This window comes from Bradyrhizobium tunisiense (assembly GCF_042263385.1).
Taxonomy (GTDB): domain Bacteria; phylum Pseudomonadota; class Alphaproteobacteria; order Rhizobiales; family Xanthobacteraceae; genus Bradyrhizobium; species Bradyrhizobium tunisiense.
In genome coordinates this window covers 147,188-173,220 of record NZ_JBHLEV010000006.1, presented here as the reverse complement: position 1 = coordinate 173,220, position 26,033 = coordinate 147,188, and the positions used below count along the sequence as shown (strand labels likewise).

At 64.7% G+C, this 26,033-nt stretch carries 22 protein-coding genes; 11 read left to right on the top strand and 11 right to left on the bottom strand.

The genetic code is table 11. From position 1 onward, the window contains the following. Positions 1-3: 3 nt before the first annotated feature. A complete protein-coding gene (locus tag ACFDR6_RS25440; RefSeq protein ID WP_375859915.1) occupies positions 4-1,041 on the bottom strand; it encodes a polysaccharide deacetylase family protein in 1,038 nt (345 codons plus the stop codon). 129 nt (positions 1,042-1,170) lie between these two features. Between ACFDR6_RS25440 and ACFDR6_RS25435 the strand changes: the two genes are divergently transcribed. After that, positions 1,171-2,352, top strand: a complete 1,182-nt coding sequence (locus ACFDR6_RS25435) for a GNAT family N-acetyltransferase (RefSeq protein WP_375859914.1) — start codon at positions 1,171-1,173, stop codon at positions 2,350-2,352. Between the two features lie 138 nt (positions 2,353-2,490). Here ACFDR6_RS25435 and ACFDR6_RS25430 read toward each other — a convergent pair whose 3' ends face one another. Further along, entirely contained in the window at positions 2,491-4,785 is a 2,295-nt protein-coding gene (locus ACFDR6_RS25430) for a GumC family protein (RefSeq protein ID WP_375859913.1), read from the bottom strand. Between the two features lie 202 nt (positions 4,786-4,987). Here ACFDR6_RS25430 and ACFDR6_RS25425 point away from each other — a divergent pair, with 202 nt between their 5' ends. The 3 genes from ACFDR6_RS25425 to ACFDR6_RS25415 all read left to right on the top strand — a co-directional run bounded on the left by ACFDR6_RS25425 (position 4,988) and on the right by ACFDR6_RS25415 (position 9,214). Then, positions 4,988-6,121: a glycosyltransferase family 4 protein gene (locus ACFDR6_RS25425; RefSeq protein ID WP_375859912.1), complete on the top strand. Its 1,134-nt coding sequence runs from the start codon at positions 4,988-4,990 to the stop codon at positions 6,119-6,121. 118 nt (positions 6,122-6,239) lie between these two features. Continuing rightward, entirely contained in the window at positions 6,240-7,790 is a 1,551-nt protein-coding gene (locus tag ACFDR6_RS25420; RefSeq protein WP_212089797.1) for an undecaprenyl-phosphate glucose phosphotransferase, read from the top strand. Positions 7,791-7,957: 167 nt separating this feature from the next. Beyond that, complete coding sequence (locus ACFDR6_RS25415; RefSeq protein WP_212089795.1) at positions 7,958-9,214, top strand: O-antigen ligase family protein; 1,257 nt, start codon at positions 7,958-7,960, stop codon at positions 9,212-9,214. On the opposite strand, the gene ACFDR6_RS25410 is transcribed toward ACFDR6_RS25415, so the two are convergent. Next, positions 9,183-9,659: a MarR family transcriptional regulator gene (locus tag ACFDR6_RS25410; protein WP_212090396.1), complete on the bottom strand. Its 477-nt coding sequence runs from the start codon at positions 9,657-9,659 to the stop codon at positions 9,183-9,185. The two genes, ACFDR6_RS25415 and ACFDR6_RS25410, sit on opposite strands and share 32 nt — an antisense overlap. Before the next feature lie 147 nt (positions 9,660-9,806). Here ACFDR6_RS25410 and ACFDR6_RS25405 point away from each other — a divergent pair, with 147 nt between their 5' ends. Then, the gene (locus ACFDR6_RS25405) at positions 9,807-11,003 is read left to right on the top strand and encodes an FAD-dependent monooxygenase (RefSeq protein WP_375859911.1); all 1,197 of its coding nucleotides are present in this window, start codon (positions 9,807-9,809) and stop codon (positions 11,001-11,003) included. Between the two features lie 132 nt (positions 11,004-11,135). Here ACFDR6_RS25405 and ACFDR6_RS25400 read toward each other — a convergent pair whose 3' ends face one another. Further along, positions 11,136-11,915 (bottom strand): class II aldolase/adducin family protein, encoded by a 780-nt coding sequence (locus ACFDR6_RS25400; RefSeq protein WP_375859910.1) that lies wholly within the window; start codon positions 11,913-11,915, stop codon positions 11,136-11,138. Positions 11,916-12,136: 221 nt separating this feature from the next. Next, positions 12,137-13,786: an ArnT family glycosyltransferase gene (locus ACFDR6_RS25395; RefSeq protein WP_212089783.1), complete on the bottom strand. Its 1,650-nt coding sequence runs from the start codon at positions 13,784-13,786 to the stop codon at positions 12,137-12,139. 309 nt (positions 13,787-14,095) lie between these two features. Between ACFDR6_RS25395 and ACFDR6_RS25390 the strand changes: the two genes are divergently transcribed. Together ACFDR6_RS25390 and ACFDR6_RS25385 are read left to right on the top strand one after the other, a co-directional pair. Then, positions 14,096-14,962 (top strand): DUF308 domain-containing protein, encoded by an 867-nt coding sequence (locus ACFDR6_RS25390; protein WP_375859909.1) that lies wholly within the window; start codon positions 14,096-14,098, stop codon positions 14,960-14,962. A gap of 147 nt (positions 14,963-15,109) precedes the next feature. After that, entirely contained in the window at positions 15,110-15,529 is a 420-nt protein-coding gene (locus tag ACFDR6_RS25385; protein ID WP_247313727.1) for a Ros/MucR family transcriptional regulator, read from the top strand. 56 nt (positions 15,530-15,585) lie between these two features. On the opposite strand, the gene ACFDR6_RS25380 is transcribed toward ACFDR6_RS25385, so the two are convergent. The 3 genes from ACFDR6_RS25380 to ACFDR6_RS25370 are packed head-to-tail and all read right to left on the bottom strand — an operon-like array spanning position 15,586 to position 18,380. Then, on the bottom strand, positions 15,586-16,764 hold the full coding sequence (locus ACFDR6_RS25380; protein WP_375859908.1) for a saccharopine dehydrogenase family protein: 1,179 nt from the start codon (positions 16,762-16,764) through the stop codon (positions 15,586-15,588). 9 nt (positions 16,765-16,773) lie between these two features. Next, positions 16,774-17,556, bottom strand: a complete 783-nt coding sequence (locus ACFDR6_RS25375; protein ID WP_375859907.1) for a DUF169 domain-containing protein — start codon at positions 17,554-17,556, stop codon at positions 16,774-16,776. A gap of 56 nt (positions 17,557-17,612) precedes the next feature. Then, the gene (locus tag ACFDR6_RS25370) at positions 17,613-18,380 is read right to left on the bottom strand and encodes a YdcF family protein (RefSeq protein WP_375860021.1); all 768 of its coding nucleotides are present in this window, start codon (positions 18,378-18,380) and stop codon (positions 17,613-17,615) included. A gap of 164 nt (positions 18,381-18,544) precedes the next feature. On the opposite strand from ACFDR6_RS25370, the gene ACFDR6_RS25365 reads away from it, so the two are divergent. From ACFDR6_RS25365 to ACFDR6_RS25355, 3 genes are all read left to right on the top strand, one after another. Further along, positions 18,545-19,486, top strand: coding sequence for an acetamidase/formamidase family protein (locus tag ACFDR6_RS25365; RefSeq protein WP_375859906.1), 942 nt, complete (start codon positions 18,545-18,547; stop codon positions 19,484-19,486). Positions 19,487-19,686: 200 nt separating this feature from the next. Continuing rightward, positions 19,687-19,884: a hypothetical protein gene (locus ACFDR6_RS25360; protein ID WP_007603456.1), complete on the top strand. Its 198-nt coding sequence runs from the start codon at positions 19,687-19,689 to the stop codon at positions 19,882-19,884. Between the two features lie 74 nt (positions 19,885-19,958). Then, positions 19,959-20,432: a GcrA family cell cycle regulator gene (locus ACFDR6_RS25355; protein WP_212089770.1), complete on the top strand. Its 474-nt coding sequence runs from the start codon at positions 19,959-19,961 to the stop codon at positions 20,430-20,432. Between the two features lie 306 nt (positions 20,433-20,738). Here ACFDR6_RS25355 and ACFDR6_RS25350 read toward each other — a convergent pair whose 3' ends face one another. Further along, positions 20,739-22,226, bottom strand: a complete 1,488-nt coding sequence (locus ACFDR6_RS25350; protein WP_212089762.1) for a porin — start codon at positions 22,224-22,226, stop codon at positions 20,739-20,741. 399 nt (positions 22,227-22,625) lie between these two features. On the opposite strand from ACFDR6_RS25350, the gene ACFDR6_RS25345 reads away from it, so the two are divergent. Beyond that, positions 22,626-23,132, top strand: a complete 507-nt coding sequence (locus ACFDR6_RS25345) for a MarR family winged helix-turn-helix transcriptional regulator (protein ID WP_212089754.1) — start codon at positions 22,626-22,628, stop codon at positions 23,130-23,132. Here ACFDR6_RS25345 and ACFDR6_RS25340 read toward each other — a convergent pair. Next, on the bottom strand, positions 23,129-24,262 hold the full coding sequence (locus ACFDR6_RS25340) for an alpha/beta hydrolase family protein (protein ID WP_212089752.1): 1,134 nt from the start codon (positions 24,260-24,262) through the stop codon (positions 23,129-23,131). The genes ACFDR6_RS25345 and ACFDR6_RS25340 overlap by 4 nt on opposite strands. Positions 24,263-24,524: 262 nt before the next feature. Then, complete coding sequence (locus tag ACFDR6_RS25335) at positions 24,525-25,496, bottom strand: SDR family NAD(P)-dependent oxidoreductase (RefSeq protein ID WP_375859905.1); 972 nt, start codon at positions 25,494-25,496, stop codon at positions 24,525-24,527. Positions 25,497-26,033 lie beyond the last annotated feature (537 nt).

Sequence of the window (26,033 nt, the reverse complement as noted above, 5' to 3'; positions counted from 1 at the left end):
CCTCTAGTTCGCAGCACCTGTCGGCTTCACCGGCGCAAAGGCGACGCCCGACACCAGCACGCGCAACATGCGCAGCGAGCGCACACGGCCGTCCCATGAAATCCGCGGCAGCGCCCGCAGATTGGTCCGCCCTTCCGCATCCACGATGCCTGATATCGTCGACACCGCGCTGGCAAAGCCGGCCTCCTCCGCCATCATGACGTGACTGCGCCGGAACGCGGCGCGATCACCGAACGGAAAGGCCAGATGGCGGATCTCGCGCCCGAAGGCCGCTTCGGCGACCGCCTTGCCCATCGTCAGCTCGCGGAGCGCGGCTGCGTCCTTCATGTTGGCGAGCACGGGATAATTCACGGTGGCGCTGCCGATCGTAACCAGCGGATCGGCCGCCAGCTTCGCCAGATCCTCCCAATTCATCGACGCCTCGCGCGAGAGCGCGGCGAGGTCGATCCGATAGCGCGTACAGAGATCGGCGATCGCCGCCGACAGATCGGCGGGCGGCAGCGAGCGCAGCCAGCTCTCGAGATGCGAAAACAGCGCCTGCTTCTCGGCACGATCGGTGACGACGAAGCGTTGCTCCTTCTCCGCCATCATCAGGCTGATGCGACTCTCGCGCGCGATCACCTGTTCGAGCCCGAGCCACCAGGCCTGTCCGACGCCGTCGGGAAAGGCGGTAGGTACGTAGACCGTAAAGGGCACGGCGTGATGCGCCAACGTCGGGTAGGCAAAGTCGATCAGATCCTTGTTGGCACCGTCGAAGGTGAGCGCCACGAAGCGCCGCTGCTCCGCCAGCGTCACCGCGCGCCGGCAGACCTCGTCCATGCCGAGAAAATCATACTTCCAGCGCTTGAGCGCGCGAATGGCGCGGTCGAGAAATTGCGGCGTGATCTCGTGCGCGCGCAGCGGCTGAAACCCGCCACGCCGCGGGCGCACCCGTTCAAAGCGCAGGATGGCACCGGCACCGCGACTGCGCAGCGCGGCCCGGCCGGTGAACCAGGCCAGTTCGAGGCGCAGCCGTTCCAGCCATCTGTCGTCGGATGCCAATATCCCACCCTTCGCGCCCGCGGGCGCCTGTTCCCGCTCCCATTGTCCTTACCCTTTGTTGACATTTCTTTGCAAAGGTCGGCCCTAGGCCGATTACGCAAATTCTTGATTTCTCGACAGGTTTCGCGAATGACCATGGCTGCGGCGATGCAAAGCCGGACGGCAGAAGCGCCAGCGCGGTCGAAAGCGGGCAGGATCGCGCATGTCGATATCGTCACCGATCTCGGCGCCGTCGAGGCGCTCTGGCGCGCATTCGAGGAGCCCGGCCATCTCTTCACGCCCTATCAGCGGTTCGATCTGCTGAGCCCCTGGCAGCGACTGGTCGGCGAGCGCGAGGGCGCGCGCCCGTTCGTCGTCATCGCCCGCGACGCCGAGCACAGGCCGCTCTTGCTGCTGCCGCTCTCGCTACGCCACGGCCACGGCGTGCGCACGGCCTGCTTCATGGGCGGCAAGCACACGACCTTCAACATGGGCCTGTGGAACGTGGAGTGCGCTGCGCAGACCACCAGCGCCGATCTCGAGGCGTTGCTTGCGCCGCTCGGTGAGCACATCGACGTGCTCGCGCTGACGCAGCAACCACTGCGCTGGCACGACCAGCAGAACCCGTTCGCACTGCTGCCGCGACAGAGCGCGATCAACGGCTGCCCGAAGCTGGTGATGGAGCCGGGCGTGCCGCCGGCATCGCGGATCAGCAATTCCTTCCGGCGCCGCCTCAAGAGCAAGGAAAAGAAGCTCCAGGCACTCCCGGGCTACCGCTATTACCTCGCCACTACCGATGCAGACGTCACCCGCCTGCTCGACTGGTTCTTTCGCGTCAAGCCGGTGCGGATGGCGGAACAGAAGCTCCCGAACGTCTTCGCCGAGCCCGGCGTCGAACAGTTCGTCCGCAGCGCCTGCCTTGCGCCGCGCGGTGAAGGCCGCGTCATCGACATCCACGCGCTCGAATGCGACGACGAGGTGATTGCGATCTTCGCGGGGGTCGCCGACGGCGAGCGTTTCTCGATGATGTTCAACACCTACACGATGTCCGAGCACGCACGCTACAGCCCCGGTCTGATCCTGATGCGCTATATCATCGATCGCTACGGCGAGCGCGGCTACCGCTCGCTCGACCTCGGCATCGGTTCGGACGACTACAAGCGGATGTTCTGCAAGGACGACGAAGACATCTTCGACAGTTTCGTTCCGTTGACTTCGCGCGGAAAACTCGCGGCGATGGCGATGTCCTCGCTGAGCTGCGGCAAGCGGCTGGTGAAGCAGAACCAGATGTTGTTCGACCTGGCGCGGCGGCTGCGGCAGGCGTTCGGGTAGAAATTCTCCGCGAACGCCGATATCGTAGGGTGGGCAAAGCGGAGCGTGCCCACGTCTTCCGTTCCTACATTGGACAGGTGGTGGGCACGGCGCAAACGCGCCTTTGCCCCCCTACGATTCCGAGTGTGCGAAGAGAGCTTACGCCGCCACGACGCGCGGCGCTTCCACCGCATCCGACGGCTGCACGGGCTTGCTCAGCATCGTCACCTCGCTGAAGCCGACGGCCCTCAGCTGCTCGCACATCAGCGTGCGTGCATCGCTCGCCATCGACGCATCGGGCACGACGACGGCGCGGGCATGCGCCGTCAGCAACTCGGCTGGAAGGTCTGAGGCGCTGCCGGCGTCGATCAGCACGTGATCATAGGCGCGCAGCAGCGCGTCGATGGCGAGCGTCACCCGCGGCGATTGCAGCAGGCTGCGGTCGAAACCGGGACGACCGGCCATGACGAGATGCAGCCGCGACAGCTTGTCCCGGGTGATGATCTGCGCGAACGATGCCTCGCCCTGCATCAGTTCGGCAAGGCCGGAAGCCGAGGCATCGACCGACACCACGGCGATCGTCGGCGAGGACGCGGCGAGATCGACCACGACGACGCGCGCCTCGCGCGCCAGATGCCGGGCGAGCGTCAGCGTCGACAGCGTGATGGCTTCGCCTGAGGCGGTGCCGAGCACGGTGATCTTCTTCGCCGCGGCGCCGGCGGCGCGCAGGCTGTCGGCGAGATGCTCGATCTCGGTGAATTCGGTGACGTCCATATCGGTCGCCATCTCCGGCTGGAGCGGCGCGGGCTCTGCCAAAGGGGTGGCGATGCCGGGATCGGCGATCGGCTCGACGACCGGCTGAACCGTCGCCCTTTGGCGCACCGGCGCCTGTGCCGGGCGCACCGCCGCCACGGCGCGCGGCGCGGTCTGGCGGAGCAGCTCGCCGGTGACGACGACGCCGGACGAGAGCAGCAGCGTCGCGATCGTCGCGATCAGCACGATCGGCAGCTTCTTCGGATAGGCCGGCGTGTTCGAGACGATGGCGCGCGAAATGATGCGTCCGTCGGTCGGCGCCGTGTCGATAGTCTCGCGGGTGTTGGCCTCGCGGTACTTGGCGAGGTAGGTCTCGAGCAGGTCGCGCTGCGCCTTTGCCTCACGCTCCAGTGCGCGAAGCTGGACGTCCTGGCCGTTGGTCGAGGCCGCTTGCTTCTTGAGCTGCTCGAGACTCACGGTCAGGCCATCGACCCGGCCGCTGGCAATCCGGGCGTCGCTCTCGAGCGAGCGCGAGATCTTGGCCGCTTCGTCGCGGATCTGGTTGTCGAGATCGCCGAGCTGGGCCTTCAGCTCCTTGATCCGCGGGTGATTGCCGAGCAGCGTGGACGACTGTTCGGCGAGCTGCGCGCGCAACGTCACCCTCTGCTCCGACAGCCGCCGCATCAGTTCTGAGTTCACGACTTCGGATGCTTCGATCGGCTTGCCGCTCTGGAGCATCTCCTTGATCAGCCGCGCCTTGGACTCCGCGTCGGCCTTCATCGAGCGCGCATTGTTGAGCTGGGTGTTGACTTCACCCATCTGCTGGTTCGACAGCGTCGTGTTGTTGGTACCAATGAAGAGTGACGACTTGGAACGGAAGTCCTCGACCCTGGCCTCGGCGTCGGAGACCTTCTTGCGCAAACTCTCGATCTCGCCCGCAAGCCACTGGCTGGCGTTCTTGGCCTGCTCCTGGCGCACGCCCTGCTGCAGCACGAGATAGCCGTCGGCGATCGAATTGGCGACGCGGGCGGCAAGCTCGGGATCGGCGGACTGGAATTCGACGACGATCACCCGCGACTTGTCGACCGCATAGGCCTGGAGGCGCTCGTAATAGGCATCGAGCACGCGTTCTTCCGGCGTCATCGAGAACGGATCGCGGCCGATACCGATCATCGCGGCCAGCGACTTCAGCGGCGAGATGCCCTGCAGTACCGGATCGAATTCGGGGCGCTCGGCCAGCTTGTTCTTCTTGATAATCTCGCGCGCGAGATCGCGCGACAGCAGGAGCTGCACCTGGCTGGTGACGGCCTCGGCGTCGAGCGCTTGGCGCTCCTCGTTGCGGTCGCTGCTCGGGCGCAGGAACACGTTCTCGCGGCCATCGATGAGGATGCGCGATTCGGACTTGTAGCGGGGCGTAACGAGATTGACGACGGCAATGGATGCAACGAGCGCCAGCACCGTCGGCGCGATGATCCAGCCGCGCCTGCGCGCCAATGCCGCGCCGAGCGCGTGCAGGTCGATGTCGCCGGATTCGACTTGTGGCTGCCTGGTGACGATGGGCGCAGGCCCGGGCTCGACCTCGGCTTCGACCTTTGCCTCGAGCTTGCTTTCAACTTTGGGCGCGGCGTCGGCTTTGGATTTTGAAACAGCCCGCGCAACCACAGCCTGGTCCTTGCCGGCACGCCAAAACGCTAAACGCATCGAACACTCCCGCAGGGGCAACGCCACCAAGCTACCTCAACCCCGGCGATTACACTCCATTAAGGTTGCCGCTGGGTTAATCGCAGCGTCCGGCGCTCGCCGCGCACGCGCTCGTCACCGTTTGTTAACCACGAGGGCCCTTAATCCGTCTCGATATTTCGTTGAATTGTTCGGCATACGCCGTCGAGCGCTGGTTTTGATCATGCCCCCCTCTCCCGACCGGCCGCTTCGTATCCTGCACGCCGTGCGCGCGCCCGTCGGCGGCATCTTCCGCCACATCCTCGACGTCGCCAACGGCCAGGTCGATCGCGGCCATCATGTCGGCATTCTCGCCGACAGCCTCACCGGCGGCGAGCGCGCCGACAAGGCACTGGCCGAGCTCGCGCCGCGGCTGAAGCTCGGCGTGCACCGGCTCGCGATCCGCCGCGAGCCCTCGCCCGACGACGTCCTGGTCTGGCTTCGCATGCGGCGCCTGATCGCAACCCTCAAGCCCGACGTCATGCACGGCCACGGCGCCAAGGCCGGCGCCTTCATCCGCATGCGGCGGCGCTCCGACGATACCATCCGCGTCTACACACCGCATGGCGGCTCGCTGCACTATCCCCTCAACACGCTGAAGGGGGAATTCTACGCGCGGCTCGAGCGCGCGCTGATGGATGCGACCGACCTGTTCCTGTTCGAGAGCGCGTTCGCCCGCGACACCTATCAACGCATCGTCGGCACGCCCAAGGGCGTGGTGCATTGCGTCTTCAACGGCGTCACCCCGGAGGAATTCGAGCCCGTCGTGACCGCCGACGATGCCACCGATCTCTGCTATGTCGGCGAGTTCCGGCACATCAAGGGCGCGGATCTCCTGGTCGATGCCGTGGCACGCCTGCACGAGGGCGGCAAGAAGGTCACGCTGACGCTCGGCGGCGACGGCGAGGAAACAGCGGCGCTGAAGGCGCAAGTCGAGAGGCTCGGCCTCACCAGTGCCATCCGCTTCATCGGTCACGTCAAGGCGCGCTACGGCTTCTCCAAAGGACGGCTGCTGGTCGTTCCCTCGCGCGGTGATTCCATGCCCTACGTCGTGATCGAGGCCGGCGCGGCCGGCATTCCCATGATCGCCGCCCGCATCGGCGGCATTCCCGAGATCTTCGGATCCGACAGTCCGGCCCTGTTCGCGCCGAGCAATTCCGAGGCCATGGCCGAGGCGATCGCGGCGGCACTCGACGATCCCCAGGCAACGGCGCAGCGTGCGGTTTCGTTGCGCGAACGCATCTCGGTGCATTTCTCGCAGGCCGCGATGGTCGACGGCGTGATCGCCGGCTATCGCGACGCATTTGCCAATCATTAACCATTCTTAAGTCCGCTTTAGAGAATCTTCCGATTTGTCCGATAATCAAGGGTCCAGGGGATGCTCGCCCGGGGCGCTCAAGGCCGTGCCGCGGGCTCTGGAATGGACGTGGACGCCCGTGGAACCGCTCAACGCACGCTCGATGCTCGACGCCGCGACCAGCGCCGCGGCAAAGTCTGGCGACCAGCCCTTTGTGGAGCGCCGCCGCCGGCTCTCTCCTGCTGCGCTCGAAATCGTCAACCAGAAGGTCGCGCGCGCCTATTCGCCGGTCGTGATCACCGGCTTCGTGCGCCTCGCCGACTTCGTGCTGCTCAGCCTCGTCGGCCTTGCGCTCTATCTCGGCTATGTCATGCCGCGCGCCGGCGCCTTCAGCTGGCTCTATCCCGCCCAGGTCGTCGCCGTCGCATTGGCAGCCGTGGTGTGCTTCCAGGCGGCCGACATCTACCAGGTGCAGCTGTTCCGCGGGCAATTGCGGCAGATGACGCGGATGATCTCGTCCTGGTCCTTCGTCTTTCTGCTGTTCATCGGCATCTCCTTCTTCGCCAAGTTCGGCAGCGAGGTGTCGCGGCTCTGGCTTGCCGCCTTCTATTTCCTCGGGCTCGCTGCACTGATGGTCCAGCGCCTTGTGCTGCGTGCACTGGTGCGCGGCTGGGCGCGCCAGGGCCGGCTCGACCGCCGTACCATCATCGTCGGCTCCGACAGCAATGGCGAACAGCTGGTCGAAGCGCTGAAGGCGCAGGAGGATTCCGACATCCACGTGCTCGGCGTGTTCGACGACCGCAACGACAGCCGCGCGCTCGACACCTGCGCCGGCGCGCGCAAGCTCGGCAAGGTCGACGACATCGTCGAATTCGCCCGCCGCACCCGCATCGATCTCGTGCTGTTCGCGCTGCCGATCTCGGCGGAGACGCGCATCCTGGAGATGCTGAAGAAGCTCTGGGTGCTGCCGGTCGACATCCGCCTCTCCGCGCACACCAACAAGCTGCGCTTCCGGCCCCGCTCCTATTCCTATCTCGGCGAGGTGCCGACGCTCGACGTGTTCGAGGCGCCGATCACCGACTGGGACCTGGTGATGAAATGGCTGTTCGACCGCATCGTCGGCAGCCTCGCCCTGCTCGCCGCCCTGCCGGTGATGGGCCTCGTCGCACTCGCGGTGAAGCTCGACAGCCCCGGCCCGGTGCTGTTCCGCCAGAAGCGTTTCGGCTTCAACAACGAGCGCATCGACGTCTACAAATTCCGCTCGATGTACCACCATCAGGCAGATCCCACGGCCTCGAAGGTCGTCACCAAGAACGATCCGCGCGTCACCCGCGTCGGCCGCTTCATCCGCAAGACCAGCCTCGACGAGCTGCCGCAGCTCTTCAACGTGGTCTTCGCCGGCAATCTCTCCCTGGTCGGCCCGCGCCCGCATGCGGTGCAGGGCAAGCTGCAGAGCCGGCTGTTCGACGAGGCCGTCGACGGCTATTTCGCCCGCCATCGCGTCAAGCCGGGCATCACCGGCTGGGCCCAGATCAATGGCTGGCGCGGCGAGATCGACAACGAAGAGAAGATCCAGAAGCGCGTCGAGTTCGACCTCTATTACATCGAGAACTGGTCGGTGCTGTTCGACCTCTACATTCTCCTGAAGACGCCGATCTCGCTGCTGACCAAGAACGAGAACGCGTATTGAGTTTGCTACCCCCGAGTCACGCTGTCATCGCCCGGCTTGACCGGGCAATCCAGTCATCACCGGCAGCGGGAACGGCCACGAACGGCTCGGAGTACTGGATGCCCCGCTTTCGCGGAGCATGACAGCGGAAGTTGTAACTACTAGTAGCGTGAGCGTATGAGAGTCTGATGGCGTATGCGGCGACAGCCGGTGAAGTGAAATTGGCCGCACCGGCTGCGCCCGGCGTGCTGGCGCTGCAGCGCGCGCTGGTGTGGCTGGTCGGCGCCTCCGGCGCGATCGTGTTCATCGAGCCGAGCCCCTACGAGATCGCGACGCTGCTCGCCACCGTCACATTCTTCGCCACCGGCCTGCGGCTGAGGCTCGTGCTGATGCCGCTCGTGCTGATTCTGGTCCTGCTCAATGTCGGCTACACCATCAGTGCGATCCCGCTGTTCGACAAGTCCGAGGTGGTGAGCTGGATCGCCACCTCCTGGTATATGGCGGTCACCGTGGTGTTCTTCGCCATGGTCATGTCCGAGGATACGCTGGCCCGGCTCGACATGCTCCGCCGCGGCCTCGTGGTCGGTGCGATGGTCGCCTCGGTGTTGGCTGTCGCCGGCTATTTCCACCTCGTTCCCGGCGGAAACGACCTCCTCACGCTCTACGGGCGCGCGCGCGGCACGTTCAAGGACCCCAACGTGCTCGGCGCCTTCCTGATCCTGCCCGCGCTGTTCGCGCTGCAGAGCGTGGTTTTGGACAAGCTGGCTAAGGCCGTCCGCAACGTCATCGCCTTCGGCATCATGTCGCTGGCGATCCTGCTCGCCTTCTCGCGTGCCGCCTGGGGCGGGCTGGTGCTGACCTCCGCCTTCATGCTGGCGCTGATGGTGCTGACCAGCCGCACCAACGCGCAGCGCTCGCGCATCATCATCATGGCGATGGTCGCCGCGGTGCTGGGCCTGGCGCTGATCGCGGTGCTGCTGTCGTTCGATTCCACCGCCGAGATGTTCAAGCAGCGCGCAAGCTTCGGCCAGAGCTACGACGAAGGCCGCTTCGGCCGGTTCGGCCGCCACATCCTGGGTGCGGAGATGGCGCTCGACCTGCCGTTCGGCATCGGCCCACTGCAATTCCACCGCTTCTTTCCCGAGGACACCCACAACTCCTACCTCAACGCCTTCATGTCCGGCGGCTGGCTTGCCGGCGTGTGCTACCCGGCGCTGGTCTTCACCACCGTCATCATGGGCTTCCGGCACGTCTTCGTCCGCGTGCCCTGGCAGCGTGCATATCTCGCCGTGTTCGCCGCCTTCGTCGGCACAGTCGGCGAAAGCTTCGTGATCGACACCGACCACTGGCGGCACTTCTGGATGATGCTGGGCGTGATGTGGGGCATGATCGCGGCCGCACAGATCTACAAGATCAGGGCTGGCGAGGACGCGTCCTCGGCTTGAGATCGGGCCGCTTTTCCGGCGGCGTATCGAGCAAACGCTTGAGCGCCTCCGTGGCCGCGAGCACGCCCTTGTAACCCTCATTGGCGAAGCGCAGCAGCAGACGCAATTCCTCGTCGGAATAACCGCCGCACACCTTCTCCATGGCCTGCTGCATCGGGACGTAGAACTGGGTGAGCTTTGCGATCGCCTCGGGCACGACCGCGATGAAAACCTTACGGCGGTCCTTCTCGTCGCGCTCACGGCGGACCAGGCCGGCCTTTTCGAGCCGGTCGACCACGCCGGTGATGGCCCCCGTCGTGAGGCCCGTGACCTCGGCGAGCCTGCCTGCGGTAACACGGCCTTCGAGGTACAGGATGTCCATGCATTCCAGGTCGGAATTGGCAATTCCGGCAACGTTGGCAACGGTTTGCCCGTAGAGCACACCTTGCGCGGACGACCGGCGCATCGCCTCCTCGAGCTGCTGCAACAGCGCCGTCCGCGCCTTCGTCCTTGACAAGGCCCACCTCATCTCTTAGGCGATATATATCTTAGTCGCTAAGATATTTAGCGACCTTTTTCTCCCTAGCACCGCGGAAATGTCGGGAGCAAGCCCATGTCCTATCGTCCCCGCAAGGCGCTGATCATCGGCGCCGGCATTGCCGGACCCGTGGCCGCGATCCTGCTCCGCCGGGCCGGCATCGAGTCCGAGATCTACGAGGCCTGGCCCTATTCGAAGGGAATCGGCGGCGGCCTTCAGATCGCGCCGAACGGCATGCATGTCATGGACGAAATCGGCCTTGCGCAGGAGCTGGTCAGCCGCGGCTCGGTCGCGGAGGCATTCGACTTCTATTCGCAAGGGGGCGAACGGCTCGGCTCGATCAACCGCGACATGGCGCGGCGCTTCGGCCAGCCCGCAGTGAACATCTCCCGCGCCACGCTGAACGAAATCCTGATCGACAAGTCCTGGTGCGCCTGCGTCTCGCTCTATTTCGAGAAGCGGCTGATCAAGATCGAGGACCGCGGCGACCAGCCGATCATCGCCTACTTCTCCGACGGCAGCACCGCCGAGGGCGACTTCCTGATCGGCGCCGACGGCCTGCACTCGGTAACGCGCCGCCAGGTGATCCCGGACGGACCGCAACCGTTCGACACCGGACTCATCGGCTTCGGCGGCTTCGTGCCGCACGCCGTGCTCGACGGCAGATCGATCGGTCAGCGCGTCGAGACCACCTTCGGACGGAGCGGCTTCTTCGGCTACGGCTATTGCAGCCCCGATCCGAACGACGGCGTGATGTGGTGGAGCACGCAGCCCGCGCACGGCATGGACGCGGCGATGTTTCGCGCGCTCGATCCGACGACACTGAAGCAGCATCTTCGCGACTTCCACCGCGGCTGGCACGATCCAATCCCCGCCATCATCGAAGCGGCCGAGAACATCGTCGTCACCGACACGCTCGATCTCGCAACCCTGCCGACCTGGTCGCGCAAGCGCTCGCTCCTGATCGGCGATGCCGCGCACGCGACCAGCCCCCATGCCGGCCAGGGCGCCTCGCTGGCGCTGGAGGACGCGATGCGGCTCTCGCGCCTGATGCAGCAGGGTCAGGAGCTCGGCGCCACCTTCCAGGCCTTCGAGGCTGAGCGCCGCCCGCGCACCGAGAAGATCGTCGCCATGGCGCGCCGCAACGGCAACGGCAAGCGCGAGTTCAGCGCCACCGGCGCATGGGTTCGCAATCAGATGCTGAAATGGCTGCTGCCGCTTGGCGCCAAGGGCATGGATTTCATGTACGCGTATGACGCGCGGGCGGTGTAGCGACGACCTGCCATAGGCTGGGTCAGCTAACGAAGCTCACCAAATAAAAACGCCGCCCGGAATTGGGCGGCGTTTCATTCCAAGAGGCGTAGAGGTCAGTTGGGTGCTACTCTACACCAAATCCCGAAAATCTCAAGACCGATAGCCCGGAAGCTCGCGGTCGAGCTTGCGCAGCAGCGGCGGCCACACGAGGTTGGTGGCGCGCAGCTCGGCGCGATCGCGGTTGGCGAGCAACTCGGTGTTCTTCTCGATCGCAATCTCCTCGACCGGATAGACCGGCGTGCCCAGCGCGCGCGTGCGCACCTGCATCGAGCAGGCGCGTTCGAGATGATACATGCGCTCGAAGGCGGAGGCGACAGAGCGGCCGACCGTGAGCGTACCGTGGTTACGCAGCAGCATGTGGTTGTGGTCGCCGAGATCCTTCTGGAGCCGCGGCCGCTCGTCGTGGTCGAGTGCGATGCCTTCATAGTCGTGATAGGCGAGGTCGTGGGTGACGAGCTGGGCCGTCTGGTTCAGCGGGAGCAGCCCTTCCGCGCAGCTCGACACCGCGGTGCCGTCGAGGGTGTGGAGATGCAGCACGCAGATCGCGTCCTCGCGCACCTCGTGGATCGCCGAATGGATGGTGAAGCCCGCCGGGTTGATGCTGTACTCGCTCTCGGAGAGCTGATTGCCGTGCAAATCGACCTTGACGAGGCTGGACGCCGTGATCTCGTCGAACATCAGCCCGTAGGGGTTGATGAGGAAGTGATGATCGGGACCGGGCACGCGCGCGGAGATGTGGGTGTCGACCAGATCGTCCCAGCCGTACAGCGCGACCAGGCGATAGCAGGCGGCGAGATTGACCCGTTGCTGCCACTCGGCCTCCGTTATATCAGACGGCACTTCCTTCAGGCGCGCTTCCGCTGGCGACATGGCTGGTCTCTCCGAACATCGTTGTTGCGTGGAGGGAGCGTAGTACCGCTACTCGTTGGCAGCAAGGTGCGCAAAGCGCGGCAGTCCAGCGTAGTCCGCATGGAGCCAACGGGTCGGCGCGAAGCGCCGCCCGATGACAGGCTCCGCGGAATGCGGGGCCACTCCGACAGGGGTCCCGGATTTCGCTGCACTCCATCCGGGCCACGTCTCAGGAGAAAATTCTACGGCGCCGGAATCGACAGCAGGCTGGAAATACTGCGGCCGCGGATGTCGTAGACGCGGGCGAACACCACGTCGTCGCGCTTGATCTCGACCATCACGGGCGCGGTCAGGCCCTTGCAGTAGAACTCGCCGAGCGTCATCGCGAAATCGGCAGCGTTGGAATCCCAGCCGATGGTGAAGTCCGGGCCGAGCGCGACCTGGGCCGGGCGCTGCGGGCCGCAGACCGCGACCTTCCATTTGCGATTGGTCGGCGGCACCTCCTGGCGCTCGACGAGCTGCTCGCGCAACTCGTCGGAGGCCTGCTTCAGCGCAAGACCCCAATAGTCCAGCATGAAGCGGTTGTCGGCGCCGCGCACGGTGCCGGCAATATGGTTGAAGTGGGTGTACTGATAGGGATGCAGTCGGATCATCTCGGCGAGCGACAGCGCGAGGCCGAAGCAGAAGGTGGCGAGCACGACCGGCTGCCAGGTGCGGTGATTGGCGCGCAGGCGCTCCATGGCCCAGCCGAAAGCGACGCCGCCGAGCACGGCCATCGGCGGAATCACGAACACGAAATGGCGGATGCCATTGTACAGCGCCGGCCGCTTCACCATCGCAATCGCAAGCGGCAGGGTTGCGGCCAGCGTCAGCATCAGCAGGATGGTCTTGCGCCGCGCCGGAACCTCGCGTCGCGGCAGCACGGCGAAAGTGCTGACCACGGCGCCGGCCATCAGCACCAGCATCACTTCGGGCAGCTGCAGCGCAAACAGCGTCGGCAGATAGGACCAAGGCATGTCCGGCACCGATACGATCGCGCCGTCGAACATCTCTTTCCAGGGCTTCTCGAAGAAATGCGAGAAGTAGGTCAGCGCCTCGAAGGGATTGCCGGGCTCCATGATCGACCACGGCCAGATCAGCCCCATCACGAGGTAGCCGAACACGAGGCCGGGCAGCAGCACATAGAGGACGTGGGCGAAGCGGCGGATCGACTCGCGCAGACCTTCGTTGCGCAATTCTTCCAGGAAGAGCGGGATGAAGGCGATCAAGGCATAGACCAGCGCGAGACCGCCGAGAACGCGGCAGCCGAGCGAAAGGCCGGCGCCGAGGCCGACGATCAGGATCGTGCGCGGCGACGGCTGCGGATATTCATCGGCGAGTCGGACGAGGCCGAGCATCAGGACGACCATGGCCACTGCGAAGGGCGCGTCCTTCGGGTTCATGAACATGTGGCCGTAGAAGATCGGGCACAGCGCGAGCAACAGGAGTGAGGCGAGACCGGCAAGCGGGCCGCCGATGCGGCGGCCGAGCCGCCACGTTACCGCAAGACCGATCACGCCGACGATGGCGCCGACCAGACGCCGCGTCTCGAACAATTCGAGCGGAATGATCTTGTGCAGGAGAGCCGCGACCATGTCGAAGCCGCCGCCATACATGTAGAGATTGGCGAAAGAGAGCGCCGCGGTGTCCTTGAAGCCGGAACCGAACATGCGCAGCAACAGGTCGGCATATTCGGCGTGAGTGTAATCGTCCCAACCGAGGCCGTAGTCGCGGAAGGTCAAGCCGGCAATGACGGCGACCGCAGCCAGCACCAGCATGGCCAGATCGTCGCAAGTCCGTTCGACCGAACGCCGCTGAGGCGTATCGATCGCCGACGTCGTGATGGATGTCATGGCTATCGGTGCCCCGGAATCCCCTCTTGGCCCTGCTGGCGCGCGCGGGCCTCAACCCCGGATTCCCTATAGCGCAGTTCCATTACCAAGTAATTGGGCATTATGGCTAAATTCCTGATGCGATGCAGCAATTCCGGATCGTGACGGTGGACGAGCAGTAGCGAGCCCTGGCTGAAGGGAATGTGAATAAGTCTCTGATTTCCTTCCTCTTAGGAACGTGGCTTGCAATTCGCCGTTGGCGCGGAACATCGTATGACGGTATCGTGGCGTGACGGGTCGCGCGTGGATGCGCGGCCGGGGGTGAGTTCGATGACCTTGGCATTGTTGATCGCGGGGATTTTCGCCGTCGTGGCGGGCCTCCTTTCGATCCTGTTTGGCTTCTCCGTCAGAGAGTTCAGCCTCGGCAGCCCCCTGATAATCTCGGGCACGATCGCAGTCTGCTCCGGAATGTTACTGGTCGGCCTCTATGTCGTGGTCGGAGAACTGAAGAGCATCGCTCGGCGGCTGGCCGGTGCAGTCGCGCCGTCGGAGGTTCGGGTCAGGCCCGTGCTGCCCGGCCTCGCCGTATCGGGCGCAGCAGCGCCCGAGCCGACATCCGGCTCGGCCGCGAGGACGGAGCCGCCACCGCCGCCACCCGCCGCAGGCCCGCCGCCATGGCAGAGCGAAGCTGCCGCGCGCGAGCGTCCGCGAGTCGAGGTGCCGCCGGAGCCGGAAGCTCCGACGCCGCCCGCGGCTCCGGAAGCGCCGCGCCGGCGCAACCTCCTGTTTGCCTCGACCTCACGCAAGGAGCGCGAGCGCGCGGAGGCGAAGGCCACCGAGGGGGCACCGCCGCAGCTTCCTCTGGAGCCAAGTGAGGCCCTGGACAGTCCGCCTGCCAGTTTCGACGATGCCTGGCCGAAGCCCGAGCGCATGCGTCCGCCGGAGCCGCCGGCCGCCTTGCGTCGCCAGCCGCCGCGCTCGCCGTCCACCTTTGCGGAGGCCGCCCCGCCGCCTGCACCCGAGCCGACGCCGCCAGCCGTCGAGCAGCCGCCCGTGACCGTGCTCAAATCCGGAATCGTCGACGGCATGGCCTATTCGCTCTATTCCGACGGCTCGATCGAAGCGCAGATGCCGGAGGGCATGATGCGCTTTGCCTCGATCGACGAGCTGCGCGCCCATCTCGACCAGCGGGGCTGAGGCGGGCTGCGGTCCGAGTAAAGCACCACCCTCGCCAGTCATCAGCTCATCCTGTCAGTTGTCGTATTTCGGCCGAACGTATTGTTGACACCGAATAGTTCGGCGTCGTCTATCCCGTGAGGCGCAAGGTGGAGAGAGGGCGGGCCCATGTCTGATGCCGGGGCGAAGAATTTCATTGAGCTGACGGCGAGCATCGTGTCAGCCTATCTCAGCAACAATCCGACGCCGGCTGCGGAGATTCCGAACCTGATCAGCCAGGTGCACGGCGCCCTGGTGCGGGTGTCGTCGGGCCGCACCGAGACTGCGCCGCTCGAGCCGGCCAAGCCGGCGGTCTCGCTGAAAAAATCGATTGCGCCCGATTATCTGGTCTGCCTGGAAGACGGCAAGCGCTTCAAATCGCTGAAGCGCCATCTGCGCACGCAGTACAGCATGACGCCGGAGCAATACCGCGAGAAATGGGGCCTGCCGGCCGACTATCCCATGGTCGCGCCGAACTATGCGGTAGCGCGCTCGCAACTGGCGAAGCAGATGGGCCTCGGACAGCAGCAGCGGAAGAAGGGAAAGTAGAGTCGCGCACGATCTCGTCGGGCGGACTAGAGGCTAATCCACCCGACGATCCGAAACTAGCTTTCCACCCCAAACGTCAGCCCGGCGTGATCGACCAGCCGCTTGATCAGCTTGTGCTGCATCGCTGCGCCCGGCGTCCAGAAGCCTGCCGGAACGTCCGTGGTATCGCGCAGCATGCAGATCGCGCATTCGGAGATCATCTTCGAGGTCGAGCCGTAGCCGGGATCGCGGTCGCCGGTGACGCCGGCGCGGACCATGCGGCCGTCGGGCGCGATCGCGACATAGAGCAGGTCGAAGCGGCCGTTCTCCTGCTCTTCTTTCGACGGCCCCTCGCCCGGCTTCGGCGCATTCGGGCCGGTCTTCTCGGCGTTGGCGGCCATCACGCGCTTGGCGTTGGCCTCGCCTTTCTCGCCGGGACCTGTGAGGACCATCTCGTCGTAGACGAAGTCCTGGCCGTAGGGAAAGCCCATCAGCATGTTGGAGCGATGGACGTTGCGCGTGTTGATCAGCGCCATCATGAACGGCGCGGCCCAGGATTGCAGATCCTCTTCGAAGATCGCTCTGTTGCCCTTCGGCTGCTTCGGCCCGGTGAAGCCGGGCGTCAGGGCAAAATGATCGTTGAGAATGGCGACGAGGCTGAGGTCCTTGGCAACCGCATCGAAGGTCGCTTTCGCGCTCGCCGCGGTGCCGCCTGACAGCGTGCCGCGCATATCGCGCACGCGGCCCTTCACGCGCGGCGCCGGCGCGCCGAACACCCGCTTGGCTTCTTCCTGCACGAAGAAGGTCCCAAGCTCGAACGGCACGGAATCATAACCGCACGAAAACACGATGCGCGCGCCGCTCTCTTTCGCTGCCGCCTCGTACTTGTCGATCATCTGCCGCATCCAGATCGGCTCACCGCAGAGATCGAAATAATCCGTGCCGGTGGCGACGCAGGCAGTCAGCAACTCCTCGCCGTAGAACTGATACGGACCGACCGTCGTGATCACCGACATCGTCTGCTCGGCCATTGCCTTCAGCGACGCAGCGTCGGACGCATCGGCCACGATCAGCGGCGTATTCCCGGGCGCCCCGATCGCATCGCGTACCGATTTCAGCTTGCCGAGGCTACGGCCGGCCATCGCCCATTTCAGCGAATTGTCGGTCTTGTATTGCCTGGTCAGATACTCGGCGACGAGCTGGCCGGTGAAACCGGTCGCACCGTAGACGACGATGTCGAATTTCGCAGAGCTCATGCTCGTCCCTTACTTTTTCGCGTAACTCACGCCCATGCCGGCACGGACGTCGCTTTGAATGCCGTAGGGCGGGATCGGATAACGCAGGCCGTTCTTGGCCAGCGCCTTCATGCCCAGAACCGCCTTGGCGAGATGCGACGGCTTCAAGGCCATCAGCATCTCCTCGTCCGGCACGCCGCCATAGCGCCGTTCGGCATAGCATGGCAAGGACAGGCTGGGCTCCCCTGTCTTGAGCGCCCGGCCCCACGAATCCGCGCAGGCGGTCTCGCCGACCACGCCCCATTCGAACTTCTTGTAGCCGGTATATTGCAGCCCGTTGATCAGGATAATCATCTGCCCGGGCGTCGCATAGACGAGGCAGATGTCGGGCGGATCGAGCCGCCCGCTCGCGAGCGGGCTGACGGCGAGCGCCTGATATTGTCCGAACGGAACCACGTCCAGCGCCTCCTGGCGCTTGCGCGCGTCTTCCGCCGTGCCATGCCAGACCCCGACATAATTCTCGCCGGCGAGCCATGTTTCGTCCTGCGGCGCAAGGCCGATCACCGCGCGGCATTGCGCGCCGACGAGATCGTCGGCGGTGATGCCGACGGTCCAGCCCAGCCGTGCGGCCATCGAGACGATCTGGTCGGTGGTGTGGATCGCATTCGGCCGCCGGATCTTCGGGATCGCTTCCATCTCGGCCGCTTGCGCGAACAGCTTCATCCCGATCACATTCGTCTTCAGCCGCAGCAGGCTGTTGAGATCGGCGACGAGGCCGGCCAGATCGATGCTGTCTGCATTCTGCTGTTGCATGGCTTCCTCCGGACAGGCGATCGCGCCTTGCGTGTTCTTGTTTTGCGGTCTTCGTTCTAGTCCTTGGTGGGCCCCGGAAGCAACTCGCCGGTCCTGCCCATCAGACGGTAAGCCACGAGGCCGATCCATTCGCGCACGGCAACTTCGGTTCGGCCCAGCCCGTCCGCACCCATGTTGGTGAAGGAAAAAAGCTCGTCACGTCCGCCCATCCGCCAGTCCACGGGATAGGCCTCGACGTCAAATCCGGCCTTGCGGAAGATCCCCATCGAGCGCGGCATGTGGAAGGCCGACGTCACCAGGAGCCAGCGCTCGCCCGGTTTCGGCATCACCAGCTCTTTCGTGAAGATCGCATTCTCCCAGGTGTTGCGCGAATTGCGCTCGAGGATCATGCGCTGTTTCGGAATGCCGAGATTCTCGAGGATGGGCGCCGAATAGTCGGCTTCTTTCGCGTCGGTGGAGATGATATTCGCCGACCCGCCGGTGAAAACGATGCGCGCATTCGGATAGCGGCGCGCGAGTTCGGCCGGCGCAAACAGACGATCGGCTGCATGCGCGACGACAGGCGTGCGATGCGCCGCCGACAGATCGGTGTCGACCGAGCCGCCGAGCACGATGATGCCGTCGGGCGCGCCGCGCGAGGAATCCCAAGCCGGGAAGCGCGATTCAAGCGGATAGATCAGGAGATTGCCGAGCGGCGAGAACGCCGCCAGCGCCAGCAGCACCAGCGTGGTCACGGCGAGCTTGCGGCCGAGCGCGGCAAAGCGCGTCGCCATCAGCACCAGCGACAGGATGCCGAGCTCGACCAGCAGGTTGATCGGCAGCAGCGCGGCGCCGATTGTCTTGGACAGAACGAAAAACAGGGGAGCCTCGCTGGATGATCTTGCCTCTGCGCAGGGCTTGACCCGCCCGGCGATCCTCGGAAATCTTCTTGAAAGAGGATCAATCGCCGGGTCAAGTCCGGCCTGATGAAAGTGATCGGACGCGGCAAATGACCCATCACCACCTGCATTCCAGCCCGAAAACCTGCCATTGGGGCTTCTTCGAAGCCATGCTCAAGCCCGTCCTCACCCTCGCGAGCGGCGATGAAGTGACGGTCGACACCATCAGCGGCGGACCCGACATGCTGCCCGACGGCGGCAAGTTTCATATTCCGCCTGAGATGCACGACGTTCATGCCAACAACGAGCGCATGTTGCCCGGCCACATCCTCACCGGCCCGATCGCCGTCGAAGGCGCCGAGCCGGGCGACGTGCTCGCGGTCGAGATCCTCGACGTTCAGCTCAGGCAGGATTGGGGCTGGAACATGATCAAGCCGCTGTCCGGCACCCTGCCCGACGATTTCCATGAGACGCGCATCCTCAACATCCCGCTCGACCGTACCAGGATGGTCGGCCGGATGCCGTGGGGCCTCGACCTGCCGCTCAAACCGTTCTTCGGCGTGATGGGCGTTTCACCGCCACCGAGCTGGGGCCGCATCTCCTCGCTGATCCCGCGCGCCATGGGCGGCAATCTCGACAACAAGGAGCTGGGCGCCGGCGCAACGCTCTATTTGCCGGTGTTCGTGCCGGGCGCGATGTTTTCCTGCGGCGACGGCCATGGCGTGCAGGGCGACGGCGAAGTCTGCGTCACCGCGATCGAGACTGCGCTGCAGGGCCGCTTCCGCCTGACGCTGCGCAAGGATCTCAGGTTCGACTATCCCCGCGCCGAGACGGCGACCCACTACATGACGATGGCGATGGACCCCGACCTCGACCAATGCGTGGTGCGCGCCCTGCGTGACATGATCGCACTGCTCGGCGAGAAGCGAAACCTGTCGCGCGAGGACGCCTACACGCTGTGCAGCCTGGCGGCAGATTTGCGGGTGACGCAGACCGTCAACGGCGCCAAGGGCATCCATTGCATGATCGAAAAGGCGATCGTGCACGGCTGAGCCCGGCCGCCCCTTCCCGACCTGTTGACGCCCGCCGCCGCCCGGTCTTCCGCGCGGCGAGCTCGGTCGTGACTAATTTCCTTTGCGATTCCAAAGCGCTGAGCGTCAAGCGCAGACTGCATTTGACTTCCGCCCTCAAACCTAAATAGAGTCTTAATCGTTACTTTTATGTACCTGAGTAAGAGGCTAGCGTTCGGGCCATGGCCACCGAAAAAGCCGAGACTGACCGTATTCCCGTAACCTTGGCGCTCTCGACCATCACCTATCTGGAAAAGCTGGTGAGACAGGGCACCCACGGCACCAGCGTTCCCGGCGTCGCGCGTACCCTGATCGAGGAAGGCATCCGTCTCGCCATCAAGGACGGGCTTTTGTCGATCCGCGACAATGGCAGGACGTGAGCGCGCACTCGATGCGTGAAGCGGACGGATCTCGAGAGGCGGATGGCCGCATCTGCAACCTGGGACCGCACCACATGCCTGTTCTCTCCCCGACCTGGACCGACGAACGCATCGAGCTTCTGAAGCGGCACTTCGAGGCCGGCCTCTCCTGCCGCGAGATCGCAGCCGACATCGGCGTCAGCCGCAACGCCGTGATCGGCAAGCTGTCTCGCCTCAACCTGACCCGTGGCAGGACGAACGACGACCGCAAGGTTCAGGAGCGGGGCCTGGCGCGGGCATCGAGGGCCGTGCCACGGCTGCAATATGAAATGCTCGCCACGATCTACGGCGACACCGACGCCCCCGTGGTGACAGGTCCCATCGACGACGCCAACCGCTGCTCGCTGCTGGAGCTTGCCGAGAACCGCTGCCGCTGGCCGATCTCGACGCCGGGCGCCGAGGATTTCTGCTTCTGCGGCAACTCCGCGCCCGACGGCCAGCCCTATTGCGCCGGCCACAGCCGCCTCGCCTACCGGCCGAACGCGCGCTTGCGTGTCGCACGCGCCTAGTCTGCAAGCTCATCACAAACGAAAAACCTCCGGCAGGGCATTGCCGGAGGTTTCGGAGGCCTAGCATGAAGCCAGGAGTGACAACTCTCATTGTCAGCCAAGTGCTATATAGCTTAGTAACTCACGTAAGTAAATAATTATCAGAAGTGAACGCACCGAAGCTTCCAGCTTTTTTGTGGCACGCCATCGGACGGCTTGAGCGCCGGTGCTTCGCTCGGCCCCGGAAGAAACCCGAGAATGACGAGAGCACACAAGAACCCCGGCGGTTTCCCGCCGGGGTTCTCTGACCAATCAGCGAGATTGATCTTAGAAGTTACGCTGAGCGCGGAGCAGCATGCTGACCGAGTTCTGATCCTTCAGCTCGTACACTGCCGCCGGCTTTGCCGCGGTGGCAACGCCCGGGCTCGCGATGGCGCCGGAGTACTTCTGGTCCAGACGCGACCAGCTCACGTCCGCAGTGAATGCGAGGCCCTTGACCGGAGTCCACACGGTATTGACGCCGACGACCGCGAAGTTGAAGTCCGGATTACAGGTCGCACCGGGCACGGCAATCGCTGCGAAGTTGGTGCAGATCAGGGCCTTGCCCGCATCGCCGTACTTCAGCTGGGCATAGCCGCCATAGACGCCGCTCGTCCAGTTCGGGCTCCAGTTGTGGGTGAAGCCACCGCGAACGCCCCAGGTCTTGACCGTATCGATGCCGGTCCCGATCCCGAAGACGCCGTCGGCAACACCGGCGAAGCCGGTGCTCTGATACGCGCCGGTGCCGCTACCGCTGAACATGAAGAAGCTCTGCGGAAACAGGCTCTGGAAATTGTAGCGGGTTGCACCGTCGGTGTAGACGGCCTGCAGGTTGATGACGTCGCCCGCGCCGGTCGGGATGTTCTTGATCGACAAGGCACCCTGCACGGCCCAGCCCCACTTGTCGGACGGGTGACCACTGGTTTCCGTCGCGCCGTAGTAGGCCGCATGGATGTCATGCGCCGCGACCGAGATCTGGGCCAGACCCCAGGCCTGGTCGACGCGAACCTGACCGATGATGTCGGGCGTACGCGTGCCGCCCCAGGCGCTGGTGCCGTAGACGCCCGTCACGAACTGAGCGGCCGTACCGGTCGACACGTTCCAGAGGTTCGACTGGCCGTTGGTTGCCGTCGATTCATCCTGCAACGCGAACGAAGCGGTGATGCCCTGGCCGAAATCAGCCGTGTAGGCAACCTGATTGACGCCGTTGGTGTGGTTGCTGCCGCCGGGAATGGTGTCGGGGCCGCCTGCCGGATAGCTCTGCCACGGAGCGTCGAAGATCGAAACCGTGCGGCCGAAGGTGAAGCCGGCGAACTGGATGAAGGCGTGGAAGAGGCCGAGCGAGGCCGCGCCGGTCGGGGCCGTCGTGCCGCCGCCGCTGCCGGTGACGGATGGGCTGTCATAGGTGGCGACCACATCGGCGTAGGTGCGCACCACACCGTATTCGGTCGCCGTGCGGGTATCGACGGTGAAGTCGAAACGGGCGCGGCTGTACCAGTAATTGGTCAGACGGTTGTTCGAGCCCTGATTGCCGCTCGAGCCGCTTTGCTGGAAGCTGTAGGGGCTCGCGCCGACAACCGCGTCGGCACGCAGATAGCCGCCCAGCTTGATGCAGGTGTCAGTGCCCGGCATGTAGTAGAATCCGGCACCGTACAGCGAGCAGATCTTCACGTACTCGACCGCCTTGGCCTTCACGGGGAGATCAGCCGCCTGAGCTCCACCGACGGCGATCAGTCCCGCCGCAGTGCCGAGCAAAAGGCTCTTCACCATCTTCATTTAAAACCTCCAAGTTGCTATTTTACGGAGACTGGACCGAAAGGCCCCCCAGATCCCCGTCTCTTCGAATCCGCTCGGTCACTTTGCGCTTCCGGACACACCCGCCTTCGGGAGTGACGTGAGCGAACCACCTGCAACGGGACGATCGAGTACCCCCCACCGCCATGAGCAACATATCTGCGCCATTCAGCTACTCAAAATACTTTATCTACTAAGCTTTGTGGTTTCACTAAGCCTGTGCCCCGCGCGCAACACCCCCAGCCGATCCCCTGAGTCGGTCATATTTGTAATTTTCATGACGAAATTACTCTGCTCTGCACTTGCGTCAGAGCAGGCTTGCGTGGACTAATGCCCATCCACGAGCACCGGCCCGAACAATCGGTTCACGGGAGAGACGCAGTGTCCGCGACGAGGAAAGAAGGAGCGCGCCTGCGCTCGATCGGCAACCTGGATATCATCAGGCGCTTCACCTGGGAGATATCGTCGATCAACATGTATCTGGAGGAGTTGCGTCAGTTCTGGGCGAAGACGCTCGGCATCAGCGGCCCGCAATGGCTGATCCTGATGGCGATCTCCGACCTCGACAAGGACGACGGCATCCCGGTCAACGTCGTCTCCAAGCTCCTCCACGTCGATCCGTCTTTCGTCACCACCCAGTCCAAGCTGCTCGAGAAGAAGGGCCTGTTGCGCCGTCGCCCCTCGCCGACCGACGCCCGCGTGGTGCGGCTGTCGCTGGCCGAGAAGGCGCAGAAGCACATCACGAGCCTCAACGAGCAGTACAAGACGATCCGCGAATTCGTCTTCCAGGAGTTCGACGAGAACGAGTTGACCGAATTCACCACCAAGCTCGCGACGCTGAAGAATCGCCTCGAGAAGGCCTGCGTCCGGATCTCCCTCGACTTCTAGCGCCCTACGACGGCGCTCAGATCCGCCCCGGCGGGGCCGAGCCGCGATTCGAGCCAATCGAAGATGTACTCGTTGGCAAGGCTCGGATTGTCCGCATGGGCCTGCGCTGCGCCGGTCTCGGCCGCAGTGAACACCTTCAGCATGACGTTCGAGCTGCCGAGCCGGGAGCTCTGGACGATCTGACGCGCCCGGTCGGCCTTGAGCCAGCCGTCCTCGCCGAGCGTGATCAGCACCGGACAGTCGGCGCTGGAGGCCATCAGCGGCGCGTGCGGCACCGGCACGATGCTGAGGTCGCTCCTCGCGAATCGGCTGGCAAAGAAGGCCCGCTCGTGCAGGTCCCACAGGCCCCCGTCGCAGACGGCGGCGGCAAGCCGCGGCTCCTGCAACACGGCGCGCGCGACAAAGGACGAGCCCCAGCCGTCGGCGATGATCCCGACGCGCGCGAAATCGACGTCGCTGCGCGTCTCGAGATAGTCCATGACGCAAGGAATCGCGCCCTCGATATCCCGGCGCCGCAGCAGCGCATCGATGTAATCGTCACGCTGGTCGCCGAACAGGTCGAGGGCCAGCATCGAGAATCCTCGCTCGCGCGCATGCGGCACGAGCTTGAACAGGAACTCTTCCTTGCGATGGCCGGGCTCGCCGATGCAGATCACTGTCGGCGCCTGGCCGCCTCCCGGCTGCGCAGGGAGGAAGTAGCCCTGCAATGCGTGGCCGTCGAGCCAGGGGATCGTTACGACCTCGCCCGCCGGGCTACGCGCCGAAAGATAGCGGCGCGCGCATTCCTGCATCGCGAGCACGGCAACCCAGCGGCGCTCGTCGTCCGGCTCGAGCGGCATCGCCGCGGCACCGTAGTAATTCATGGCGCGCAGCCAGTTGCGCTGGGCACTCGCCATGTGACCTTCGGCGAACGCGGCCTCGGCGCGCTGCCGATTGGCCTGCGCCAGCCTCTTCCACTCGCGATGCCAGGAGCGGTCATCGCCCCCCTTCAATTGCCGCGCGATCATCAGGCATTCGGCGATCGTGGCTCCGCCATCCTGGGCGGCGATGAGCAGCCGCGTGAATTCAGCGGAGATGTCCTCTCGCTCGGGGCAAAGAAGCAAATCGTCCGAGAGGCATGCGGGTATCATCGGGAGCTACGCTCTGTCATCGCTTACACCAGACTGACTAAACCATTTCGGTTCCCCAACCAAGCGGCCGCGCGTGGCATTACAGCCGTTCGAGATCACCATCGCTTGAACAGACACTCACGTCGCATGCGTGACATTCCGTTTTGTCATGAGATGGCGAACGCGCACGAAGGCGGCCGGTCAAAATGACCGGCGCGACTCTTGACATGATAACTATCATACCTAAATACGCGCGCGTTCCACGAGGCTCGGCCTGGCGGTTTCAACCGAGCCGCCAGCCGACCTCCTGCGTAAAACTTTCGTAGAAGGCGCGGTCATACGCCTGCTCGGGCGTCGCGCGCACGCGTGCGTCGAGGCGCTCGGCGTCCTCGCCGACGAGAATGCGCCAGCGCTCCGCCTTGACCCCGTCGAGGATGATCTTCGCGGCCTCTGCCGCGCTCGTCGGTGCATCCTCTAGGAAGCTGCGGGCGCGCTCGGCGAACACCGCCTGGATGTCATCGTCCGACATTTTGTCAGCATCTGGCACGCCGGCCGCGACCATGCGCTTGCGGGTCAGCGCGACCTCGTCGGCATTGAGTCGCTCCGATCCGTCGGCGCTCTGCACCTTGCGCGAATTCGAGACGATCGAGGTGCCGATGTGACCGGGCATCACCACCGAACATTTGACGTGCGGCGCGTGCAGGCGGAGGTCGTTGATCAGCGCTTCGGTAAATCCCTTCACCGCGAACTTGGCGGAGCTGTAGGCGGTGTGGGCCTGGCCCATGCCGATCGAGGCCCAGAAGCCGTTGACGCTCGCGGTGTTGACGATGTGGGCCTCGTCCGCGGCGACCAGCATCGGCAGGAAGGTGCGCACGCCGAGATAGACGCCGCCCCAGCAGATGTTGAAGGTGCGCTCCCACTGCTCGCGCGTGTTGGTGAACAGGCTGCCGCCGCCGCCGATGCCGGCATTGTTGAACAGCAGATGGATCCTGTCGGTCTTCTGCTGCTCGGCGAGCTCGTCGCGGAAACGCTTCAGATGATCCTCGATCGCGACGTCGGCGACGTGCGTCGTGACGCGCAGGCCCTGCGGCAGCTTCTCGGCCTCGCAGAGCCGCTTGGTCTCGGCCATCGCGGCCTCCGAGACGTCGCACATCGCGACGTTGCAGCCCTCGGCCACGAGCTGCCGTGCGAGCTCGCGCCCCATTCCCGTGCCGCCGCCGGTGATGACCGCGATCTTTCCAGCAAAATCCTTCATGGGACTTCGGTCCCTCCCTGTCGGCATATTTCTTCGTTAGAGCGCCGCTTGCCGGGCGCGCGCAAAATGTAGCAGCGCTGCACGCGCAATTGAAAGTGGCGCGCCGTGATTGTTCGACATCGATTATTTCGGCGCGCGGATTAAACGAAGCTCACGCAATCACGCGCCCTGCATCCGGGCGTCTCGCCCGAGGCACATCCTTCGCGCCGCCCGCCGCTGGCGGGCCTCAGGATGCGGGCGGTGTGCGTTGCGCCAGTTTCCAACAGACAGCGATGCTCGCCAGCCTCATCCTGGGGGACCGCCGAAAGCCATCGTCTCGAAGGACGAGGCGCTGACGATCGTCGCCGGGAAGCACCGTTGCGGGGCGTGCCGGCATCGCGGGCTCATGCCGGTAGAGCTGACGGGTTCCCGTATTTGTCCGGCTTCGGTTTAGGGGCAATTTTTTTACAACCCGAATCATCAAATGGAGTTCGGACGCTGGGTCGAGTCGGCCAGGCCAGCGTGTTGTTTGCGTGTCACAGGCTCTGGCACTCCGCT